The 23,408-nt window shown below is 50.3% G+C and carries 16 protein-coding genes and 1 pseudogene; 3 read left to right on the top strand and 14 right to left on the bottom strand.

What is annotated here, in order from left to right:
• Positions 1 to 7 precede the first annotated feature (7 nt).
• The 5 genes from INF37_RS14075 to INF37_RS14055 form a co-directional block, all read right to left on the bottom strand.
• A complete protein-coding gene (locus INF37_RS14075) occupies positions 8 to 2,440 on the bottom strand; it encodes a DUF6892 domain-containing protein (protein ID WP_193538980.1) in 2,433 nt (810 codons plus the stop codon).
• A 66-nt stretch (positions 2,441 to 2,506) separates the two neighbouring features.
• Positions 2,507 to 2,833 (bottom strand): DUF5713 family protein, encoded by a 327-nt coding sequence (locus tag INF37_RS14070; RefSeq protein WP_193538978.1) that lies wholly within the window; start codon positions 2,831 to 2,833, stop codon positions 2,507 to 2,509.
• A gap of 11 nt (positions 2,834 to 2,844) precedes the next feature.
• Positions 2,845 to 4,227 (bottom strand): DUF6138 family protein, encoded by a 1,383-nt coding sequence (locus INF37_RS14065; RefSeq protein ID WP_193538976.1) that lies wholly within the window; start codon positions 4,225 to 4,227, stop codon positions 2,845 to 2,847.
• Complete coding sequence (locus tag INF37_RS14060) at positions 4,224 to 5,699, bottom strand: DUF6138 family protein (protein WP_235964359.1); 1,476 nt, start codon at positions 5,697 to 5,699, stop codon at positions 4,224 to 4,226. The genes INF37_RS14065 and INF37_RS14060 overlap by 4 nt, the downstream gene beginning before the upstream one ends.
• A 189-nt stretch (positions 5,700 to 5,888) precedes the next feature.
• Positions 5,889 to 6,506 carry a TetR/AcrR family transcriptional regulator gene (locus INF37_RS14055; RefSeq protein WP_193538974.1) on the bottom strand — a complete coding sequence of 206 codons (618 nt, stop codon included), beginning with the start codon at positions 6,504 to 6,506 and terminating at the stop codon, positions 5,889 to 5,891.
• Positions 6,507 to 6,987: 481 nt separating this feature from the next.
• On the opposite strand from INF37_RS14055, the gene INF37_RS14050 reads away from it, so the two are divergent.
• Positions 6,988 to 7,437 carry a zinc ribbon domain-containing protein gene (locus INF37_RS14050; RefSeq protein WP_193538972.1) on the top strand — a complete coding sequence of 150 codons (450 nt, stop codon included), beginning with the start codon at positions 6,988 to 6,990 and terminating at the stop codon, positions 7,435 to 7,437.
• Positions 7,438 to 7,538: 101 nt separating this feature from the next.
• Positions 7,539 to 7,985 carry a DUF6076 domain-containing protein gene (locus INF37_RS15790; protein ID WP_328821091.1) on the top strand — a complete coding sequence of 149 codons (447 nt, stop codon included), beginning with the start codon at positions 7,539 to 7,541 and terminating at the stop codon, positions 7,983 to 7,985.
• Here the strand turns inward: INF37_RS15790 and INF37_RS14045 are convergent.
• The 9 genes and pseudogenes from INF37_RS14045 to INF37_RS14005 all read right to left on the bottom strand — a co-directional run bounded on the left by INF37_RS14045 (position 7,967) and on the right by INF37_RS14005 (position 22,186).
• Complete coding sequence (locus INF37_RS14045; RefSeq protein ID WP_193538970.1) at positions 7,967 to 10,054, bottom strand: hypothetical protein; 2,088 nt, start codon at positions 10,052 to 10,054, stop codon at positions 7,967 to 7,969. The genes INF37_RS15790 and INF37_RS14045 overlap by 19 nt on opposite strands.
• Positions 10,051 to 13,521 (bottom strand): DEAD/DEAH box helicase family protein, encoded by a 3,471-nt coding sequence (locus tag INF37_RS14040; protein ID WP_193538968.1) that lies wholly within the window; start codon positions 13,519 to 13,521, stop codon positions 10,051 to 10,053. Before INF37_RS14040 ends, INF37_RS14045 begins: the two co-directional genes overlap by 4 nt.
• Before the next feature lie 117 nt (positions 13,522 to 13,638).
• The gene (locus INF37_RS14035; RefSeq protein WP_193538966.1) at positions 13,639 to 14,634 is read right to left on the bottom strand and encodes a helix-turn-helix transcriptional regulator; all 996 of its coding nucleotides are present in this window, start codon (positions 14,632 to 14,634) and stop codon (positions 13,639 to 13,641) included.
• Positions 14,635 to 14,733: 99 nt separating this feature from the next.
• Complete coding sequence (locus tag INF37_RS14030) at positions 14,734 to 15,114, bottom strand: rhodanese-like domain-containing protein (protein WP_193538964.1); 381 nt, start codon at positions 15,112 to 15,114, stop codon at positions 14,734 to 14,736.
• Entirely contained in the window at positions 15,111 to 15,644 is a 534-nt protein-coding gene (locus INF37_RS14025; RefSeq protein ID WP_186964324.1) for a GDSL-type esterase/lipase family protein, read from the bottom strand. Before INF37_RS14025 ends, INF37_RS14030 begins: the two co-directional genes overlap by 4 nt.
• Before the next feature lie 35 nt (positions 15,645 to 15,679).
• Positions 15,680 to 18,400 (bottom strand): AAA domain-containing protein, encoded by a 2,721-nt coding sequence (locus INF37_RS14020; protein ID WP_193538962.1) that lies wholly within the window; start codon positions 18,398 to 18,400, stop codon positions 15,680 to 15,682.
• 55 nt (positions 18,401 to 18,455) lie between these two features.
• Entirely contained in the window at positions 18,456 to 18,761 is a 306-nt protein-coding gene (locus INF37_RS15890) for a 5-methylcytosine restriction system specificity protein McrC (protein ID WP_328821087.1), read from the bottom strand.
• Positions 18,761 to 19,030, bottom strand: a pseudogene (locus tag INF37_RS14010) ((deoxy)nucleoside triphosphate pyrophosphohydrolase); the annotation flags it as partial. The gene INF37_RS15890 and the pseudogene INF37_RS14010, both read right to left, overlap by 1 nt.
• A complete protein-coding gene (locus INF37_RS14005; protein WP_193538960.1) occupies positions 19,031 to 22,186 on the bottom strand; it encodes a DUF3427 domain-containing protein in 3,156 nt (1,051 codons plus the stop codon).
• 228 nt (positions 22,187 to 22,414) lie between these two features.
• Between INF37_RS14005 and INF37_RS14000 the strand changes: the two genes are divergently transcribed.
• Positions 22,415 to 23,086, top strand: a complete 672-nt coding sequence (locus tag INF37_RS14000; protein ID WP_193538958.1) for an alpha/beta hydrolase — start codon at positions 22,415 to 22,417, stop codon at positions 23,084 to 23,086.
• The last annotated feature ends 322 nt before the right edge of the window (positions 23,087 to 23,408 follow it).

Raw genomic sequence — 23,408 nt, 5'->3', positions numbered from 1 at the left:
TTTTACCTCACAGCAAGTCTACCTTGATACTGCACCGTTCCAGAACCGGCAGCACCTGTTCCGGCTTGGAGGACATGAGAGTAATATGTTTGAGATTGGGGAACTGGCGCAGTTCCGCCTCAGTAATAGTATTAAGATCAAAGGCTCCATCCTCGCCATCCCAGAACGGACAGAGTTGGGTATAAATCTCGCTGCCGCCATCCATCTCAATTTCTGTGACCGACCGGGCCAGCCGCTCCGGGACAGGGTATTTCTCCAGCCACTTCCGAATCTCTGGGATGGGTTCATACCCTTCCGCGTCAATGTCGATCTTGCGTCGGCTATACTCTCTGGCAAACTCATGGGCATCCAGTTTAGGAGCCAGTAAGCCTTTCTCGTACATCAGGACTTCCATGACCGCCAACTTGAAGTTGAAGGTATCAAAGTGCAGCACTGGTTCAGTCGGCTTGGATAACTTGTATTTCTGCGCTTTCGCCGCCTTTTTCTCTGGCTCTTTCCAGCTGATCTGCACCATGGCGGAGAGGGCCTCCAGCTTTGCTTTCTGCGCTGACTGCTCCTCGGGAACAGGACCCGGCAAGCGGGTATAAACGGTAAAGCCGCCTAATTTGAGGGTATGGGCAACGCCACCAAAGTCCTTCCATTTGGCCTCCCGGTAGTCCTTGGACCCGATCCAAACCGCTCCGTCAAATGTCTGCCGGACCGCATACTCTCCCTGTGCCGCTACCCGGACACCAAGGGTTTTGATGGTCTGCTCATCTTCATCCAACCAGCCCTGGAGTCCAAGCTCGTCCCACAAAGCAAGTGCCTGGGTATAGGAACTCTCTCGGCCAGTCATGGGGCTTTTCCGTGTTCCATTTTGCAGGACAATGCGGGCGGGCCCCAGCTTTTCCGCCAGCTGCGAAAGGGTAAACGGCGGCGTAAATACCGACCCCAGAATGGTCAGGCTGTCTTTTTTGAGAATGATTTTTCGCTCCGTGGTCTTGGGCGGCAGAAAGATGGGCAGATTCGGGTACACTTCTTTGTACTCCCGCCATTCCAGCTTTTTGGGCTTGTTTGCCGTCCGAAGAAAGCCCCAGAAGTCGATGGGATAACGAAACACCGGCCCAACCCTATCCCGCCGGGTGACGATGACCACCGTGCCATCGGTGAGTATTCCAATGTGCTGCATGTTCTCCCCGCCGAACATTCCCGGACGGATACGCAGCACTTCACGGGTGTTCCTATTGATGAGCTGGGCAAAGTCATCGGAGAGGATCTCGCCGTTTCCCTGCACCAGCAGCCAGTCCCCGGTAAACCAGCGAAGTTTCAGCCCCTCGCCCATTCCGGGCAGGGGGGCGATGCGGCACCGCCCGGTGTCCATATCCAGTTCCAGCAGGCATTCTTCCATCCGCCCCTTGCCGCTGACGGCATGGATCATGGTAATGCGGCCTGTGCCGGGAACGGGAACCGCTTCGGAGAGATGGTCGTATCCATCCAGAGAGAAGGCATGTTTTGTTACCTTGCCGTTTTCCCAGCGGTAAATCTGCCCCTTGTACCACTCGTTGGAAAAGTAGACCCGGCCCAGCCCGTCTGTCGTAATGCCGCAATGGTATTTGGTGCTCCATCCATCTTCTGGCAGAGTCCAGTTTTTCACATCCTGGCAGGTGCCACGGTCTGTCAGTTCAATCCGTGTAGCGTTGGTGGGATCACCCACCCAGAGGGAATGGTCCGCCCAGCACAGGGTCTGGGGTGGACCGTCATATCCAATGGGGGACGGTTCGGCCCAGTTGAGTGTGGCTGGATTCTTGCTCAGCAATGCCCGGCCAATCGTCCCGCTGCCAGCGGCTCTGGACGCGGCATAGAGTTCATGTTCCGCGGAATAGGTAAGGCACCCAAGGTGCGGCAAGCTGTGGGAGCGGATTATTTGCGGCGGACGGTGGCGCAGATCGGCCACACAGCCATTTTTCCATTCCTCTGCATCCAGGTTTTTCCATTTTCCCGCCGCAAAATCACCCGCCAGCGAATGGAAGAAATAATCGTACTCATCCTGAAGTATGTATTCCTCGCAGGGCATCAGCTTCCCAGGGTCTTGCTCCTTGGCATGTTCACACCATTTTCGTCCTTGCTGTTTCATCAGGTGGCAATATTGCCCCTGCTTTTTGCAGTAGCGTTCCCATTCGCTGCGTTTTTCCTCTGGAATCAAGGCAAACAAATACTCGTCCTCATCGTCCAGGTTATACAGCGCCCAGCCGAAGGCAGAAAGTTCCTGTCCCAACGCTGCCGCCCCTTTTTCATGGGATAATTTCATATACTGGACGCCAACGGCATCAAAGCGTTCATTCAGCAGCGCCGGGACCTGTGCGCCCCATTTTTCTCGAAATTCCGCCAGAGTGTCCTGTACAGCTCCGTCAAATTTCAGAATGTCCAGAGCATCCTCTATGATCTGTTTGAACTCTGCCATAGGTAGTTTCTCCTTTTCCCAATTCCTGCATCATAGCGACAGCCATGTGGTCATAGCACTGAAAAATTACCAGTCCCTTTCCCGGATGGCCTCCTCCATATCAATGGGAATGCCAAACCACTTCAAAATGTAGTCTACAGTGACGCCGATACAGTCCCGGGCTACCGTTTCAATCTCACTGTCGTTCTCGTAAAATTCGTCCTGGAGGTCATTGATGCCGCAAACTGCTTCGTCCAGCTTTTCCTGCACTACTTCGGTGTCGGTTTCGCCGCCCTCCAGCAGGTCGATGACCTTCTGGAGCTCATCCTTGACCTTATCTACCAGAAAAGCAGGATAATAATCATCCTGATACATCTCGTCCAGTAATTTATAATTGGGATCAAAGGTTTTCATTTTGTTTCCTCCTATCGAAAAATTTCCTGATACCGCTCTCTCAGTTCCTTCGGTGCCGTCTTGATAGCCTTGCTGCCGCCGTTTTCGGAGGCCGGGCCCCAGATGGCCCAGAGCAGGCTCTGCCAAGCGATGGCCCGGAATTTCGGGTCCTTGTCCTCTTCCGGCAGGAGATAAGCGGAAAAGCGGCGTTTGACTGTCAGCAGCGCATCCAGGCTTTCCACATTGGCAATCAAGCTGCGGAATTCCTTGGCAGGCTTCAGCCACTGCATAGACAATGCGCCCCGTACCAATACGCCCAGTGTCCATGTTTGGAAACCAAACTTCCGGATCAAGGCATGAAGGAATTTCTCTTGCAGGGAGGAGTGCTCGTCGTCGCAGAGATCCAAATACTCTGCCACCAGCAGCGCCCACGGTTCTCCCTCCAGCCCCAGAGCGAACACAGCAAAAGAGCCGGGTATCGCGCAGGCTTCATCCGCGAGGTTTTGGTACCACTCATACTCCCGCATAGCCAGACGAGCGTATCGCTCCATAGCCGGATGAAGATTGGGGTGCTGCACAGCACAGGCAAAGAGCTGATTGACTCCCTTCTTGGGCAGGCCGGGAATGGGCAGATAGCGTTTTTCCTTCCCACGGAACTCCACCGAGTAACTGCGGGGAAATCCCTCCTGCTCCAACACCGCACACAGGTAGTCCAGGATTTCAGTATAGCACTCCTCCGTGGAGTCCCTGGCGGTGATGCGGATGGCAGCAAACACATCATTGGCCGATGCGGTGAAATGCTCCGTCTTACGCCGCTGGATGTCCTTTGGCAATTTGCCGCTGCCAGCTGTTTTCAGCTGCTTCACCATATCCGGGCGAAGCTGGGAAACCAGATTAAGGTAGTGTTCGGTTATAATCGTATTATCGCTGGCCCCATACACCGTATAACAGACCGCCACATAGCAAGTAAAGCGCAGCAGGTTCTCGTCCACATCCTCCGGACGCAGCTCCGGCCATGCGGTACAGAGCGGGAAAGGCGAAAAGTAGTCCTCATTCTCTCCAATCTCAAAAAACCTCTCCTGCACCTGGTGTTTGACGTATTTTCCCAAGGTGTGGCCAATCTCCCTCCAGCCCACCAACCGCCGCAGGGCATCGCAGAATGTAACAGCTTCCTCATAGGGGAATCCCTTCAAAGGCAGTTTGGACAGATACCGCTCCAGGAGCTGGCTGGGAAGAAAGGGCGTTCCGCTTTGGTTCCGAACGACCACCGGATAGCCGGAATGGTTTTCTTTTGCAGTTCCATCAAACACATCCTGGATGCACTGATCGGCGTGTTCCAGCACTTCGGGGTTCGTATCTGGTTTCTGGATCAAGTAGTAACGGCCATGTACGCCGTCGCGTTTCGGCAAACTCATAGCAGGTCACCACTTCCTTCCAGGTTCTTCGTTATCGGAATAAAAATCTGTCGGTAAAGTTTCTTCAGTTCCTCCGAAGCTGCTTCCACCACTTTCTGACCACCCTTGGCGCTGGCTTTGCCCCAGATCACATAGCAGACCGTTTCCCATGCGTATTGCAGCACTTCCTCCGGGCTGGCTTCTGTTTCTTCTGCGGGTTCCTCGTCCTCGTCATCATCGTCATCCTCGTCGGAGGAAAAACCGCTTGGAACGGTCTCGGACAGGTGGATTTTTGCCTCCAGCAGAGCGTCCAGGCTTTCTGCGTTTGCCATCCACGCGGCATAGTCCTTGGAATACTTCATGTTCTGCATGGACAGCACCCCACGGACAAATACAGGGACGGTATCGGCGGTAAATCCGAACTGTTTCACATACTCCCGGAGGAATTTTTCCTGTAAGTGGGAGTGCTCATCATCACAGAGATCGAGATAATCCCAGAGGAGCTGCCGCCACTCTTGCCCCAGCATTCCCAGGGCGAACACGGCAAAACTTCCGGGGAGAGCACACTGTTCATCGCTGAGATTGGTGTACTGCTCGTATTGCCGCATGGCAAGCCGGGCGTACCGCTCCATCAGGGAGTGGAGGCCGGGGTACTGCACGGCACAGGCAAAGAGCTGGTTTATTCCCTTTTTGGGCAGTCCTGTGATGGGAAGATAACTCTTTTCCGGCCCTTTGAACTCCACCGCATAGCTGCGGGGAAAATCCTCCTGCTCCAGAATCTCACACAGGTAGTCCAGCACTTCATAGCAGCATTCCTCTGTGTTGTCCCTGGCAGTAATACGGATCACAGCAAAGGCATCGTTGGCCGATGCAGTGAAGTGCTCTGTTTTCCTCTTTTGCAGAGAGAGCGGCAGCCTGCCGGTCCCGTGTTCCCGGAGCTTTTTCACCATATCCGGACGGACTTTCTCCACCAATCCAAAGAGGTAATTGGTGTCCAGATACTCAAAGTCCAAACCATACACTTTATAGCTCACCGCCACATAGCAGGCAAAACGCAGCAGCGGCTCCGGGACCTCCTCTGCACGGATACCTGGTTTCAGGGAATATTCCCGATTCCAGAAGCGATCATCTTCATCGCCTGTTGCAACAAAATACTTCTCTTGTAGCTCCCGTTTCAGCATATCAAGTAGATGGTGGTCAATTTCACCCCAGCGGCTCTGGCGGCGCAGGTTTTCGCTGAAGGCAATGGCCTTTTCCGCATCCATGGTTTCCGCTCGCTGGGTTTCAATCCATTTTCTCACCAGATCGTGCACCGCAAAGGGCGCACCTTGACTGCTAACCACTACCGGCGGCCAGAGGGAATCAAGCCGCGTGATTCTCCCGTCAATGGCATCCTGGATACACTGGTCAAAGAGCGGTTGCAGTTCTTCCTGTACCTCGGGCTTCATCCAGTAACAGCGCCCGTCTGCACTATTTCGTTTTGGTAAACTCATATCAGGCCACCTCTTTCCGAACAATAAAAAACGCCCCGCGACACCCTGTCATTTGGACAGGCTGACGTAGGGCGCGAAAAGGCCGTACAGAACCAAGACCTGTATCCCAAGGCTCTGTGTCTGACGATATTCTGCTGTCTTTCCCGTCCGCTTGGACATGGGTACTCATCTCTATCCATTTTCTTTCACCTACCGAACATCCTCTTTTACCCGCTCCATCTCATCCACCAGAGCCCTGACCTGGAAGTCCACCATGTCCTCCGCCACCTCTGGGAATAGAAATGGCATGGTGTCTGGAATGGCTTTGTGTACCATCATCATGCTGAGGGCCAGATTGCCAAACAGCCGGGGATCAATACTGTCCACAGGGAGGCCAAAGACGGAAAGCAGCTTTCCATAAAAAATAATCTGATCCCGCCGGAACGCCTGAAAATTCTCCTCGGAAAGGCAGTGGTGTACTTGCTGCTCCTCCTCAATGGACAAAACGGCAACTCCGCTTTTGGCCCCGTAGCAACAGTTTTTCAGGAAGGTCTCCACTCCCGCCCGCCAACTGAGTCCGGGGTCTTCCATCAAGGACCGGGCATACTGTAGTAACTTGGGTTGCTGGTACCGCAAGGCATGGAGTACCAACTCCTCCTTGGATGAGAAGAAACTGTAGAAGAAGGTCTTGGAGATCCCCACTTTTCTGCACAGAACATCAATACTGCTGTGAATCAATCCCCGGTCGGCGATACACCGGATCATGGTGACCATCAGGGCTTCCTTTACCTGTGCCCTCTCCTCATCAGAATACGCCTTTCTTGCCACAAGCCGTCACCTCCCCATATAAAGTATAAAATTAAAAAATAGTCTTTATTTGTATTATAGCGAAACTTGATTGAAATGCAAGACTGTTCCAAAAAATAAGTCCCCCGGTGCAATACACCGGGGGGCATAGTAGGATGCGTTTGAGATGCCGGAGTAATCTTTGTTAGCAGTGTACTAAAACCATCCTGTGAGGTAGAGATACAGAACCCCTCAATCATTGCGCTGACCACATTTTCAGCCACAGTGCGGCTCGGAACACACGGAAACAGTCCATCCGAAGAGTGCTAAAGAGTAAGCGGAATGGAGCAAAAACGACTATAAAGTATTAGAAATAATACAAAAAAGAGAATTCTACCTCTTTGTTTATAGCTTGTTAAATACTGATATGCCTGGTGTGAAAGTAAAGTAAAATTAGGGCAACAGCCAGTTGCTTTGCTTTTTGCTCCCGCTGTGGTACAATTCGAGCAAGGTGGTGATCGGCATGCAAACCAAAGAAATCCTTTTGGAACTGCGCACCAGGCACGGACTCTCCCAGGAGCAGCTGGCGGAACAAGTGCATGTGACCCGTCAGGCGGTTTCCCGCTGGGAGACCGGTGAAACGGTGCCCAACACAGAAACTCTGAAGTTGCTCTCCAGGCTGTTTGATGTCTCCATCAACACCCTGCTGGGTTCGCCCAGGCAGCTGATCTGCCAGTGCTGTGGTATGCCCTTGGAGGATGCTAATATCAGCCGGGAGCTGGACGGCACCTTCAACGAGGAGTACTGCAAATGGTGTTATGCCGACGGGAAATTCGTCTACACAAGCCTTGAGGAACTGCTGAACTTCCTGGAGAGTCATATGTCCAATGAAGCCTGGCCCCTGGAGCAAGTTAGAGCCTATTTTGAAGCCCAGCTGCCAAAACTAAACCACTGGAAACAGCCTGAGACATGAATACCTCCCTCTGAAATCTGTGGTTTCAGAGGGAGGTATTTTTGCTCTGTGTCATTCAAGATGGGGACAGCACAGGGCGTGATCCCCAGCAACAGGCGGCTATGCACTATCTTTACGATAGGCCGCTTCCCTTTCGTCCCGTTCCTCTCAGCTTTGAGCCAGTGGCGCCGGGGCAGTGTTCGTCGGTTTTGTACTCCGCCAGCATTCTGGACATGATTGGTTACTCTCTACGCAGTTGTGTTGAGAGAGGCATTACGGTGCGGCGCTGCAAGAACTGTGGCCGCTACTTCCCGCAGACCGGACGGGTCAGCGCGGAGTACCGTGAGCGTTCAGTGACAGAAGGACAGAAGACCTGCCGTGAGACCGGAGACCTCCTCCAGCAGCGGGCAAAGAAATGGTCTGACAATCTAGTATTCAAGGCATACTGCAAGGAGTATAAGAAACGCTTTGCGCGGATCAAGGCTAGACGTATCTCTGACACGGATTTCTACACCCGGAGTGAGCAGACCAGAGAAATGAAACAGAAATATCACTCTGGAGGAATATGAGAACTGGTGGAAGAACTCCGGAACCGCTCTTGCTGCACTTTCCACTCTCGCAAATACTTAAACGGGAAAGGAATGACCGTCCATCCATTTGCACGTATGAAATCAACCTCAAGCAGAGGAAGGTATGCCTGGAATTCCAATGTCTGACCGGTTGAGCAAACCTTTCGGATTTTACAGGCATGAGGGAACGACCGATTTAAGGATTTCCCAAGATATCCGGAGTAGTAGTACTGGGCACCATCTTTACAAAAATGGCGAATTCCTAACACCCCGCCGAAAAGTGCTTCTTTATTTCGGGCGCTTTTGAGGGCATTTCCGATTAAAACGCCGGTTTCCTCAAAAATGAATCGGTTGATCTGCTTGCCCAGGTTACTCCTCAAATTGAGAATATGCCGCAATTCTTTTCTGCTAACTTGCATACCACACTGGTTGATTTCATCCAGAATCATTTCGCACCGCGCTCTCTCGTTGCCGGATAAGCTATCAGCGTATTTCTGTATTGTTTCTACAAGCGGCTTGGCCGAGATTTGTTCATCATCTCGCGTCGCGCTAAGAACCCGTTCGAGATCTTGCATATTGGGAAGAGTATAACGGTCCGTGTCGTAAATGATATGGATGTTGTTTTCCTCTTCATAGACAAGACCTTTGATGGTAGTATCGAACTTTCCATAGGGTGTTTCAAACGCTGCGGAGATTTTCTCTCGTTCTGAATTATCATCACAGAAAGATTGCTGCCACGATTCAAAATATAGTTCTCCGCCCGGCTGTATGCGGAACATATCATAACAGATCGGTTTGCTTTGGTCCTTAGAATCCGAATATGCCATAACAAATGTAACTGGTCTATTGATTCCAAGCTTGGCCCAATCATAGCAGCTCATCTGCCGCCGGCTTATATCGATCTTAATGGCAAGTTCCTGGATCACTTTTAGCAGTTTGTGGTCTTCTTTTTCTTTTGTTCTGCGCGCATTCATGCCTGTTAGCTGAAAATCTTCGACCGTTATATGCTGTACAATGCAATGCTTGGGCGCTTTAAAATATGCATCATCTTCCGGATGATCTTCGTAAAACAGAGGATAGTGTATGATCCGAAGCAGTGCATCGTCTTTTCCTGGAGTTCCCTCCATAAAGGTAACCCCACTATATTGCGCCAGTTCATAACGCAGCATGGAGATTAATGTGCGGGATTGCTCGTTTTGTACCGTATCCTCCAGATATAGGGGTGTCTCTCTCAAACGATTTCTGATTCCTGTCATACTATCAACTGAGCCACATACTCCCAGATGGGTACTTTCATCGAGAGAAACCATTTTCAAAGATAAATACGGAGATAATGATGTCCGCACATCTCGCAAAAACTGATGTAAAATTCCGACTTTGCAATTTTGATAATCGGGTAATGAGCCAAATTCCAAAAATGACACGGTGTTCTTCCGTCTTTGATTAAGCGCTCCAATTACGAAGTGATCTGTACTTTTACCTGGATCATCTCGCAATGCCCGCCGCAGTATATAGCATTCCGGATCAAATAGATACTGAGGTTTATTTTTACAGTCTTGTTTGATTCGGGTATTGCTAAAGGTTTTTACATCCAGCTTAACACAACCGTCTTTTGTAAATGAAATCTGGAGTGTCCAAAAACTGGCCAATACTTCTTTCCGGTAGTAAAACCAGCCGGGGTTCATGTAATACAGCTTCCCCGTCACATTATGATATAGTTCCCCGTTTGTTTGGATACTGGGAAGCGCATTACAGAGTAATTGGACTAAAAGGTGTTTTTTCGTTTTAGCCAACTCCTGCGCTGAGATTTCCTGTACCCGTACATTATCTTCACAGCATTCCAGCGCCTGTTTAAGCGAGTATTGTTCAGCGGAAGCCCGATGATATAAGATATAGCAACTTGTCCCCCATTCATACACGACGGCCAATGCCCTGCACTCCTGTAAGGCGACATCTGGAACCCTACTCTTCCAATAATTACCCTGATCTCGCCTTGCTTCAAAAATTGAAAAATCCCTTGCAATTGCTTCAAAATCAAAAGCAATCTCCATTTGATTGGTCTGAATCACAAGAGAAACCTCCTTATATAGTCCACTGCGGACGGATCAAGTTGGCCGGTCGGAAGAAGGATTCCCGGTACTTCAACAAGACGCTCGTCCTTGCTACATGACGGTCTCGACACGCCATCTGAGAATAGATTTACAATGAACGCTCTTTTGCCGCCTACCGCATCCAATTTTTCCAGAACTTTTTCCCGCATTGGCCTTTCCTCTACCTGCATATTCCATTTCCAGTGCTTAAAATCAAAGAATACATCTCCATCAGCGACAAAATCAAATGATTCAAATTTCGCCGGATCTTCTATTTCCTGTAGTGGGACTCCCAGTTCCTTCTCCAAAATAAACTTACCGGCCACTTCTCCCAAAGCTCCTTTATAAATATTTTGGAACAGAACCGGGCTCATAATATATGGACCAGTTCCAAACTCGGTAGCCCATCCATGATGGATAAAATACTCCTTCAATCCCGGATACAACAGGATTTGCGCGAGACGCGCTTCTTCTTCACTTACGGTCGAGGGAGACAGTCCCTCTGGGAGACTTGCCGCAAACTGCATTTTGTCTTGGTTAAAAGAGAGGATAACTTCCGAGAAGTCTCCTTTTTGCGCATAGAAATAGCAGTGTCTGTCCTGCGCCAGCGGGATATAGTAGGTTCGTATCATAGGATTGCCATTCAAGACATCAAGTCCGGCTCTGGGGTATTGAAGGACTGTTTGACGCAGGGCTTTCCAAAGCGCCATCGTCTCCTCGGTCCAGTCGACATTTAACATCCGCAATATATATGTATTGCCTCTGGTCGCTTTGCGTTCTGCTTCATTGTGGGCATGATCCATACAGGTTTCTCTACCGCCCAACTCAGTTCGTGCCTTCCGCAGTACCTCCATCTCCGGACTTAAAATACGTCCATTCAAGCAGGCGAGATCTAAGTCATACAATGTTTTCTCTGTGGTAAATAGATACACAGACGGATTTTTTAAGAAAGTCCGCCCCATACGCCCCACTGCCTGGATGACATCTCGCGTAATCTGTCCGTGAACACTGTCACTTTGTCGTAAGATGCTCTGAGCAAAAGCATTTAGGACGCGTCTCCCCGAAAAACGGCCGATACCATCTTTGAGAAGACGACTCAATGTGCGGTAGGAGATCTCATCATTTTCATAGAGACACTCTGCCTGAAAGCAGAATTTCATCAATTCCCGCCCGCTCAAAGGTCCATCCTCATTTAGATTCACAACGGTATGCGTGACATCTCCCAAATATAGAGCATCAAAATCTTTTTTCTGAAATCGGGGATCTTTTTCGTCATATTCCGCATTTAGTGTAACCAGATTACTACTATCTTGAATTGGATACTGCAAATTCTGCCCCGCCCCAAGGGTCTGGTAGCTGGATAACACAAATCGTTTGGCACCGGTTTGCAAAGCTTGCAGCAAACAGTCTTTGTTTGCCTCAAACTGCTCCCCGCTGCGCAAGATAACCATTTCTCCAATGGCCTGTGGGGCATATGCTTTCCGCAGGTCTTCTAATGCATCCCGCAGTAGATTTTCATCCATCGCTCGTTTCTCTGGCGTCGGCAATACTTGATTCAGGCAGAGAAACGCACGAATGTCTGGGTGTGTCCAAAATGCTTTCATCGCTGTCAATATATTGCAATACCGCTTCTGGACGTATTCTTCGCTACCCAAAGCGGTAAAACGATGTGTATATTTTTGCGCCAGCGCTTTTTGAGAGAAAATATCTTTCAGTCGTTCCGAGAGCAACAAGTGATCCTTGCCACGGTCTACCACCTGTAAATTGACTTGAATTCTGCCCTCTTTGTATGGCTTCCACAGTGTTTCCAGCCCGCTCTGAATAGAGGCCTTTGTTTCATCGGAAAGTTCATGGTAATGTTCTTTCAGTTGTTCCTTTATATACTTCAAATCATAATTTCCAAGGACGGTGGGCAGTGCTGCCGTTGCGGAGAGACCAACCACTTTCGCTTGGCAACACAGGTATAGCAGAACATTTTCCGGTGTATTTCTCATCTGCAGATACTGCAAATAGGTTTGGGCTCGATGATGGTCATCGTCAATAAATTCAAAAAGACGAAATCCAGTTTCATAAAAGGACAGATCGGGAGAAATCACATCTTGTAGGGATCGCCCGCCCTTGCTGTCTGCAAGTTCTTCTGACATGAGGCGTGTTTGCTCTGATGTCAAATCGAACTGCCGAAAAATGCTTTCTGTCGCAGCAGCTATGGTATAGGAGTCTTCCTCTTGTGGCCTGCGTGTGTTGACCAGTTTGGCATAGGATTTGGCCCATCCGTATACATACCTTTGAAAACGCAGCAAGAATACATGGATTCTCCGCAACAGATTTTGAAGCACAATGCGCGGTTCATCCTGATGCGCATCATACTCATCTTTTGCCTCGAAGTGAATCTGCACTTGCGCATCGGATTGATTGCACACCGCGCGTATGTGTGTGCGATTCCCGTCCAAAACAGTGTGGTAGGAGGTGTCGTGAAATAGAAAGTTTCTTCCTTTATCGATTGCCATGTCTACGGTTTTCATGCTGTAATAGAGGGCACCTTCCTGATAAATATCCTGCGCTTCTTTTAAGAGTTTTTCCCATGTCAGGGTCTGCCCCGCCTCATAAGCTTTTCGGACTGTCTGCAGTTCATTGCATACTTGATGGGTAGTCGCACCCCGATAAACCTGCAAGAATAATTGTAGATAATCTGCTCGCAGATCAAGTGCCCGATCGATCAAGCTGTCTAAGATAACCGACCGTGAAGCATCGAACTCATCCATACATACAATTCTGTTTTTCAGCATCCGCTCAGATAGACAAGCAAAGCTAGGCTCTACCAAGGAAATATTGCGTGCCATGAGCTTCTTCACAGATAACAGAAGCACCTTATATTCCGACCAGAACACAGAGGGATAAAATTTGGCCATCCATTTGTATTTTTCCTTATTTCGGATTGCCTCCAGCCGGGGCCCTGATCCCTCCGGAAAAGCCTTTCGAAGGCGGTCTTCCAGTTCATGCCGAAATTGAGGTTCCAGTGTTTTACAGATCTGATCTCCAAGGTATTTCGTTATATCTTTGCCTGCCTCACCAAATTGTTGATATTGTTTTTTCTTCCGGCAGGCAGATAAAAGTTCCTGGTATGCGTCTGTCTGGAACTCCAATGGAATTTTTTCTGTTAAAATAGCCTTCTCCACACTTGACTCAGCAGAGGGCAGAACCAATACTTCTTTTTCAAACAGCACACCCCGGCCATTCTTTTCATAGAGATTCCGCAATTCATCTACGGGCAAATTTTTAAGAAGGGTTGTAATAAATAGAACCTGAGAGGATCCGCCTTTTTCGATATACTGATAAATTGCCTGGATTGTTTCGTATGTCTTTCCATATCCGGTAGGTGCTTCTGCAATTAACAGCCCACTGGATTCACATGGATTTGAGAAGTATTTTTCAAGTTCATATCTCATGGGTGACCTCCGAATTTATAATGACTTTATCATAAGAATAGCAAATCAGTTTTTTGAAATCTGAAAAACTAATGCAAAATAATAAATTAGTTTTTGAAATATAAAAAAGCTACCGCTTTATTTGCGGTAGCTTTTGATAATGTTTTCTAGCAATTCATGGATACGATTGCGTACCGAGGGAGGCGCTAATACTTCTATTTTATCTGTTTGCCGAAGCACCCATCGGTCAAAGCCGGCAGATAACTCTACTTCAGCAGAGAATACAATCCAATCCTGTCGTTTATCATCCGGATGACATATAATATTTGTCCCAAATGTTTCAAATACCATATCAAGAAGATATGGATGCACTCGAAATGTTACAATCCGTTTTTCTTTGGCGGAGAACATATCAAATTGACCATAGCTGAAGCCGAATTCCTTAACTTTCCTCCACTCCCCAGTATCAAAGGCCACATTTCTCATTCGGTCAATGCGGTAATTTCTTTGCCGGTCATCTTCGTCGTGTTCTGGATTTATGGCCACCAAATAATAATGTTCTTGCTCCCATACAACTTGAATTGGGCGAATGTGGCGATAAGTTTTTCTGATCTGTTGTCTCCCTGCTATATCGAATCTCGAATAATCAAAGCGCAAGCACTTCTGTTCATCAATTGCTCGGTAAGTTACTTGAAGTGTCTGCGGAAGCTGCTCATTTTGCATTAAACAAGGTCTTACTCGGACACGCTGTTTTAACTGCCGCACTTCACGCTGGGAGAGAAACCCTTCCAGTTGAGAAATTAGTGAGTTCTTCTGCGTCGGGCTTAAAAATTGGCTGATAGAGATCGAATCAAATACCATTCGCGCCTCATTTAACCCAAAAGCAGGACGATAAAGTTTATATTTTCGTTGATTGTGAGGCCCTGACTCATACTTTAGCTCAAATGGCACAAGTTTCTCTGCACTAAGCACCTGCAGAACAGAGATATCCTTGCGCACCCGCTGTTCAGAGCACCTTTCTTCCGGGTACTTTTCAAACAGTATCCGGCAAATTTCTTGTAATGTTAGCCCACAGGATATATTGGTTTCCGTTTCTAAAATTGAAAGGATATGTAGCAGTCTGGCGCGACTCATATGATCCCTCCACAGTTTACACGTTGGGCAGCCTGAGCTTCTAACTGACTCTTTCTTTGTTTGTCACAATATAGATTTTACGTCCAAGGGCCGTTTATCTTACGGCTCCGTCTCATAGGGCCATGTGTTGATGCCGCCGAATTCATAGATGTTGGTATAGCCTAGTTCGGCTAGTATGGAGGAAGCTGTCTTACTGCGGTTTCCGCTGCGGCAGTAGACCAGAACCGTGGAGTCCTTTTCTGGGATCACCTCAGCGGCAGTATCTTCGTCAATCGTGCCTGCCGGCAGAAGAACGGCACCTGGAATGTGCCCGCTGTCATATTCGTCCTGTTCCCGCACATCCAGGACGATGACCTCTTGGTTGTCCATCCTCTCTTTGGCTTCTTCCTGTGTGATCTGCTGGTAGGAGCCATCTGCAGTATTCCCGCCGCATCCGGTCAGTAGTAAAAGGGCAAACAGAAAAGGGATCATTCGTTTCATTTCAGTTCCTCCAGAAGTCCGGCAGCAAACGTTTTGTGCCCCTGCTCGGTAAAATGTACGCCGTCGTAGGCCAGGGAGATATTCCACTTTCCAGCGTCTATAAAGCGGATCGTCAACTGTTCCGCCAGGTCCTGACAAAGTCGTGCAAAGATGCAGGAGTCGTCAATGAGCTGTTGGCTGGGCACCCACGCTCCAGTGGTCACCGGCGGCGGTGCAATCAGCAGGATCTTGTTTCGATCCATGGAGACGCTCGAGAGGAACCGCTCCAGCTTCTCAGCCGCCTGCTCCGGGCTTCGCCCCTGGAGCAGATCGTTGGTCCCCAGCATGACGATCAGCAGGTCCGTGTCAGCGGGCAGGATGGGAACGGCAGATGGAATCTCCCGGCCGTTCTGCCCCATGTTGGAGATTCTCCACCCGGTCTCCGCAGACAGGATGTCCACCCACCGGCTGTCTGTGTCATAGCGCCCGCCGAAATAGCCCCGTGGGTCATAGCCGTAGGTATTGGAATCGCCGAAGCAAATGACATTCATTTTATAGTTCCTCTTCTCTTGGTAATCTCGGGGGGTCAACTGTTAGAAACTGCTGACCGAAGCGCCTGTTCCATGCGCTCCTCCTCCCCGCTCCCATCTGTCCGAAGTCGAAGCAGCGGAATATTACACTGTTCAAAAATCCGGTTTTTCTTTTCATCTCTGTCCGCCTGGACGCTTCCTGCGGCATGGAAGGCGGCACCATCCACCTCTACCGCCAGCAAAGGAGATTTGTCCATACGACGGAACAAAAGAAAATCTACATGGCTCAGGGGATTACGGGCATATGCTGTTTCTTCCTCCGTCAACATGGAGTAGTCCTTCACCAAGTTGACCAAGGACACATGGGCCGCACAATCCACAAAAGAAAACTCTGCTTTTTGGAGCATATTTTGAATCACAGCATAGACGAGATTTTCCGAGTCGTATTCTGAAACCCGCCCATGCTTTTTCAGAAAGGCCCTCCGCTGCTCGGCATACCCCTGGTAGAGCAGATCAAAAACAGAGTACACCGTGCTCTCAATTACCGCACAGTTGTTGTATTCGATATAGCGCGCCAGATCGCCGTAGTTGGTTCGGTCGTTCTGCGGGTCCTGTGAGGTAATGACGGTCAAGGACTTGACCGCCCTGGATACCGCCACATTCAGCATCCGTGGATCATCCACAAAGTCCGTAATAACATTGTCCACGGAGGTCAGAACGATGGCGTCCTTTTCCCGGCCCTGGAATTTATGGACGGTAGCCACTTCCAATTCCTTGCCCAGCTGTGTTTGGATTGCCGCCACCTGGTCCCGGTACGGCGTAATGATGCCAATGCTTCCATACCCCTGTCTCTCCAGGCTGGGAAGCACCTCTTGCCGAATCACATCAATTTGTCTCTGGTTCAGATGGCCACGGGCGTGGTTGCCGGGTGCTGTCCGGTACATCGTCAGGACATCCGGCTCTTCATGGTCCTCCGTCATGACGATGAGCTTCCCGCCATAGAATTTCTGATTGCAGAAATTGATAATCTTGGGATGGCAGCGGTAGTGTTCCCGCAGAAGAACGGTAGGAGCCTTCGGCCATGTGGCAATGGCGGAGGAGAGCAGACTGTGGGCGGTGAAATGATACGTCTCCGGGAGAGAATACCGGCCCCAAATCTCCTCACTTTTCTGAATGTTCTGGTTGTCCAGCACATTGGGAAGCTGCTGGAGATCTCCAACAATGACGATATTCTTGGCGCTGGCGAAGGCCAGTACACCAGTGGCCAAATCCACCTGGGATGCCTCATCCACGATGAGATAATCGTAGGTATGTTCAAAGTTTAGAGTACCCTTGATGGAGTAAGTCGTACTCAGGATCACTGGATACTCTCGATTGAATTCCCTGGACTTACCTCGGAAATCCCGCATCTCAAAGCACCGACGGGGCTCTTCCCAAGGAAACTTTTCGCTTAACTCTGCTCGGAACAACCGCAGAGACTTTTCCGTCAGCTCTGCCATCTTCTCGTCAAAGGCATACCGCTCCAGTTTCTTTTCCAACTGAACCCGCTCTTCTGTCAACTCCTGTTGGCGCACCATATAAAATTGCCTCTGGAGATACGGAATGACTAGTTCCGGAGCTTTGAAAAATACTCTCAGAGCACTGCGATTGAAGCGAAACAGAATAGCGATCTTTTGGAGTAGGCTTGCCCACATACTCTCCTGCTGGGCATGTTGCTCATACTCCAACCAGAGAGACAAAATCTCTTGAGAAGAGAGCCCTTTTACCTCATCCCTCAGACCTTTCGCATAGGTGCTGTAGTACTCACCGAAATAGTGCTGCTCTGGCGTCAGCTGTAGGAGTTCCTGTTCGATGGCGGCAATGCGGTTCTTCGCGTTGAGCATCTCACTGAGCTCTTTGGAGAGAACCGTTATCTCCTGGTTCAGTTGTGCCTCCTCTTCCGCCTCCAGAGCCCAAGCCGACATATCGGGATATTGACCAGTCTGTGCTTCCAGAAAATGCTCCTTATTCGCTCGGCTCCCCAGAAAAGCGGCCAGGAACGAAAGTCCTTTCTTCTCCAGCTTTTCCGCCACATTCAGGGTGGCAGAGTTGTTATTGGAGACAACAGCTACTGTTTGACCATTCCGAACTGCATTGGCGATGATATTCAAAATGGTCTGTGTCTTTCCGGTACCGGGAGGCCCCTGGATAATGCTGATCTGGGAAGAAAGCGCATTCTCCACCGCTGTTTTCTGACTCTGATTCAGACCAAAGGGGTAGATGACTGCCTCAGGGAGCGCCCGCACCGCAGGCTCCTTGGAAGAATCCAGATAGCAGGACAGCACCGTTGCGTCGCTGACACTCTGGATTCGCTCGTACTGGGCATTCAGAATATTGAGACCGTCTTCAGCCACCAGACTGACCGCTGCTGCTGTTTCTTTGAAATACTCAAAAACGCCCGCTTGTCTCTGGCTCGTAAGGCAGTTTTTCTGAAGTTCCACTTGGCCTTTTGGATATGTAAGGGCTCTTTTCCCTGTCCGGATGAAACGGTAAAAGGAGCCAAAATCCAGAATCTCATCGATCTGAGAAAAAGGGTTTCCATCCACGGTAATGATAAACTGTGAGGGATCGATCCGGCTCTGTACTTTCAGGAGCTGCACTTTTTCGGCACGGTAGTGGTAGGGCTTTGGGGCGCTGCTGTAAACCACCTCGCACATACCGTCCTGAAAACGGAAACTGGCAACGGAGTCCGTCTTGTCCTGCCCATTGATCAGGAACATGTATTTTTTGCTGTCCATCACAAACCTCCCTTCTTCGTTTTGCTGATATCTCTCCGTGATTGGGCGTGCATTGCTATTTTGAAGGCTGGGATGCTACATCCAGCAACTCTTTCACTGCTTCTGCCATCGCAATCAGAGAATCTAAATGCAATGTCTCCACTATGACCAGACTTCCGCTGGGAGAAGAATAGCAAAGAGGGCTTTTCTGTCCTGCCATTGCTTCACAATCCGGATAAAGCAACACCACCTGTTTTGCCGCATATTCTTTCTGATATGCGTACATCTGGTACATATCCGCCTGTGAGATTCCATAATTGTGCCACTGAGGAGACAGAAGCTTCCACTTGGTATCCAATATAGTCCGCTCGCCGCTATTCAAATGCCTTCCCGGATGGTTGCATGAAACAGCGTCAGATGAACGGTCAGATCGGGGTATTCGTGGACCACATCCATGAATACTTCCCCCACATTCAGGGTAATACCCAGCTCCTCCTGACATTCCCGAATGAGTGCCTGTTCTTTGGTTTCGCCTGGCTCTACCTTGCCGCCGACGAACTCCCATAATAGCCCTCTGGCCTTATGGGCCGGGCGCTGGCAAATCATAAACTTATCCTGATCCCAGATCAGGGCTGCAACTACCTCTGTCATTTATCCCACCACCAATTTATTTGTCTTCTTCAAAAACTTTGCCGGAATCGTACTGTCCAGCTTCCAGGTAATATTCATGGGCTTGCTTCCATTATGCTTTACATAGTTCGCCGTTCCCAGGAAGGTATAGGCCGCTGCACCACCTGTAATCCGATCTGCCTTGAACTCCCGAACAAATAGCAGCACCTTACTCCCGCGCTCCCGGTGATGAATATACCGCTGCCCAGTGGGAGAGTCTGCCGCTGTGGTGCTCTGGCTCTGCCAGTGAAACAGGTTTTCGTTGATGGAGTAATCGTGATACATGGTGGTGGGCGAGTAGTCCTTATCCGCCTTGTTCAGCGTCACAAAGAACACGTCCAACTGCTTCTCCGGTAGCCACTTGACACCCTCGCGTACGGTCACCGGTTTCAGGAAATCCAGTGCCACCAGCAGCTGATCCCGAGTATAGGTGCAGTGGAGGTCCAGCGGGCAGTCAAAGCCCAAATCCACCGGCTCGTCAATGAAATCGATCTGTTCATACCGATAGCGGAGCAGATCCAGAAGCTCTCCCAACAGCACTGGGCTGTCCGAAAGGGCATACAGGTTATCCAGCACCTCATCGGCTTCCCAACTCTCTGCCGCTTTGCCCCAGACGGTCACATAGAACATCTGAAGCATCCGCCAATCCAGCTCACTCAGCGCCGTAAAGTCCATATCGTCCAGACAGGGCAGTAGATCCAGCAAAAAGCGGATCCAGCGCCGGGAGTCCACAACGGCCAACCGGCCGAGGGCTTTTGTAAGGACCTCCTCTAGCGGGTCTCTGAAGTCCGCGATTCTATCCGCCCGGGCACAGATGCGGGAGAAGGAAGAAAACTTGTAAATTGCCCTGGGGTCCAAGTGGTAATAGTCCAGAAAATTTGCCAGGGTCAGCTCCAAGCCCGTATCCTCTGTAAAGCTGGCCACCCTGGATACCAACCCAGCGGTATTGCCGCAGGAAGCTCGGATGTTGTCCAGAATGTACTTGGCAGCCTTCTTCTCCAGCTGTATATAGCAGCCCTTGGGCGCTGAGACAAATCCATCTTTAATCTCTCGGGTCACACTGCGAGTGGTGTTGGACAACAGGGCGGCAAATTTATCCTCGAAGTTGTACCGCTTGTTGGCCTGGCCGATAAAGTCCAGCACCGTCAGGCATTCCTTATCCTCCGCCAACCGCAGGCCACGGCCCAGCTGCTGGAGGAAGATGGTCAGGGACTCAGTGGGCCGCAGGAACAGTACGGTGTTGACCTCCGGGATGTCCACACCCTCGTTGTAGATGTCTACCACGAAGATAAAGCGAACCTCACCGCCTACCAGCCGCCCTTTAGCGTTTTTTCTCTCCTCATCGGAGGATTTTCCAGTCAGGAAAATGGAGGGAATTCCGCGGTCGTTGAAATAGCGACACATAAACTCCGCATGCTCAATGGACACGCAGAAGCCCAACCCCTTCACCTCGTCGATGTCGGTCACATACTTGAGAAGGGAGGACACCACCAGGTCGGCGCGGCGGTTTGCCACGGCGCCGCTGAAGGTGTAGAGGTTGGAAAGTTCACCTTTATCGTAGCCGCCGGTACTCCATTTCAGGGTGTTCAGATCCACCGTGTCGGTGACGCCAAAATACTGGAAGGGACACAGCAACTTGCGGTCGATGGCCTCCGGCAGTCGGATTTCTGCGGCAATCTGGTTGTTGAAATAGGGCAGCACACTCTTGCCGTCCATACGCTCCGGGGTAGCGGTCAGGCCCAGGAGAATTTGAGGCTGATAGTAGGACAGCAGTTTCTGATAGGTAGGCGCTGCCGCGTGGTGGAACTCATCCACAACGATGTAGTCGTAAAAATCCGAAACAGTCTTGGCGGCAAAATCCTGAGAGTTGAAGGTCTGAATGGACAAAAACAGCTGGTCAATGCTCTCAGGTTTGCAGTTACCCACAAATAGCTCCCCGAAGTTAGCGTCCTTCAAAACGGCCCGGAAGGTGTACAGGCTCTGCCGCAGAATCTCCTCCCGGTGTGCCACAAAGAGCAGCCTGCAAGGCTTTCCGGGGTGCTGCTTGCAAAAACGCTTGTAGTCCAGAGCGGAGATCACCGTCTTTCCGGTGCCGGTAGCGGCCACTACCAGGTTGCGGGTATAGCCTCGGACGGTGCGCTCGGCCTCCAGCTTATCCAGAATCTCCTGCTGGTAGGAGTAGGGTGCAATATCCATGGTGTACACTTCGGCGTTGTTGGCATCGAAGTATTTTTCCGCTTTCAGCGCCCGTGCCAGCCGCTCTTTCTGATCCTCGGAGTAGTACTCAAACTCACTGGAATTCCAGTAGCTCTCGAAGGTGGCGGCGATCTTGTCGATGGTCTCCGGCAGTTCCCGGCGAGTGACCTTCACATTCCATTCCAGGCCGCTGGAAATGGCGGCGTTGGACAGGTTGGAGGAACCCACATAGGCGGTAGTAAAGCCGGTATCCCGGTAAAAGACATAGGCCTTGGCGTGAAGCCGGGTACGTTTGGTGCCGTAGCTGACCTTGATTTTCGTGTTGGGAAGGGTCCGCAGCTCCTCAATGGCCTTCACATCGGTGGCTCCCATGTAGGAGGTGGTGATGATCCGCAGCTCCCCTCCGTTTTGGGTGAACTCCAACAGCTCGTCCATCAGGAGCCGCAGGCCGCTCCACTTGATGAAGGACACCAGCATGTCAATGCGGTTGGCGGAGACGATCTCCTTTTTGAGCTCTGTGTACATCTGGGGCTCATGAATGGCCCCGGTGAACAGACTGCTCTGGGCGATGGAGGTCTCCGGCCGGCTCAGGTCAGCAGCCGTTTTGCCCACTGCCAGGCGGGGGTCTTGCTCCCGTAAAAGCGCAAGAAGCTGCTCTGCCCGCTGGTCGATACTCAACGCAGCAAAGTCGGCCTCCCCAGTTGTGTTTTGGATGAGGGTTACAATCTGGTTTGCCAGGCCAATCTGCATAGAGATGTCACCACCGTTGTCCGCCACATTCTCCAGACCCTTTTGCACCACATCCGCCAGGTACCGCGCCAGCACCTTGGAAGCCTCTGCCTTGTCAATAGGTGCAACCGATTTGCGGGCATCGGAAATTTCCGAAAGCTCGCGGTTCAGGGCAGTATTGATGACTTGTTCGTAGAGACCAGGAGGCAACACTATATTTCACTCTTCCTATCTTCTCTTTATGGATGTATATTGTACCTAGTATAACTGGAATTCCAAAATCCGACAAGGACTTATTGGCAAATATCAACAAAGCGGTCTCCCTTTGCTCTGTCCCATTTTCCCATCATGGAGAACTCAGTTTAGCCTCATATTTGTCCAATAAGCAGGACTATTCCGTGTATAGCCCCCTGTCAAAACAGAAAGTGGATGATAAAAGTTATGTATACCTTCTCAGTTCAAAGCAAAACCATATCCCTTTTTCCAAGTCTTAAAACAAATACGCCTATCATCTATCTCAACACCTTCTCTGCCGAAGGCCAGAAGCTATATGAGGCCGCACAGGCTATCGGCTGCCCGCCATTCACACTGGTAGCCATCAGCAATCTGGACTGGAGCCACGACATGGCGCCCTGGGACAGCCCACCCGCCTTCCGAAATGCCGAGCCCTGTACCGGCGGTGCAGATGACTATTTGCGGCTCCTGACCGAGGAGATTATTCCGACGGTAGAGAAAGAGATTAGCGGAGTTCCTTGTTGGCGCGGGATCGCCGGGTACTCTCTGGCGGGGCTGTTTGCACTGTATGCCATCTACCAGACGGATCTCTTTTCACGGGTTGGCAGCATATCCGGCTCTCTTTGGTTTCCCGGCATGAAAGAGTATATCGTCTCCCATGAACCAAAGTGCCGGCCGGAGTGTATGTATTTTTCCCTGGGGGACAAGGAGAGCAAAACCCGCAATCCTGTTCTGAGAAGTGTCCGACAGAACACGGAGGAGATCCAGTCCTTCTATCAGAGCAAGGGGATCGACACAGTATTTCAGCTGAATCCAGGCAACCACTACGACCATGCGGTACAGCGCACCGCATCCAGCATTGCCTGGCTGCTTGGGTGAACAGGAGCTGCAGCAGAAATTGCTGGAGTTCCTGAACTCCCCCCCTTCCCCATGACACAATTGGATATTAACAAGTCTTTTCGGAAGTTCCATCGTATTTTATATTAGAAAAGCCGCAAATCAGCGAAACAGTGATTTGCGGCTTTCATACTTGCAAATTGTCTAAAATGGTTTTCAACGCATAGGGCTTGGCCTAGGTAGTGTCAAGAGTTTTGCGCAAATTGGTTTACAGCCCCTGGCATGAATGAAGTTAGCCAGCAATGGAGGCATCCTCAAAGGCTGCTTCCAGGTGCTTCATATTCATGTATTTCTTGTTGCCCCA

The organism is Pseudoflavonifractor gallinarum, assembly GCF_014982855.1.
Taxonomy (GTDB): Bacteria; Bacillota; Clostridia; order Oscillospirales; family Oscillospiraceae; genus Pseudoflavonifractor_A; species Pseudoflavonifractor_A gallinarum.
Note: the sequence above shows the minus strand (reverse complement) of the source record. Positions and strands in the feature narration are given on the sequence as shown.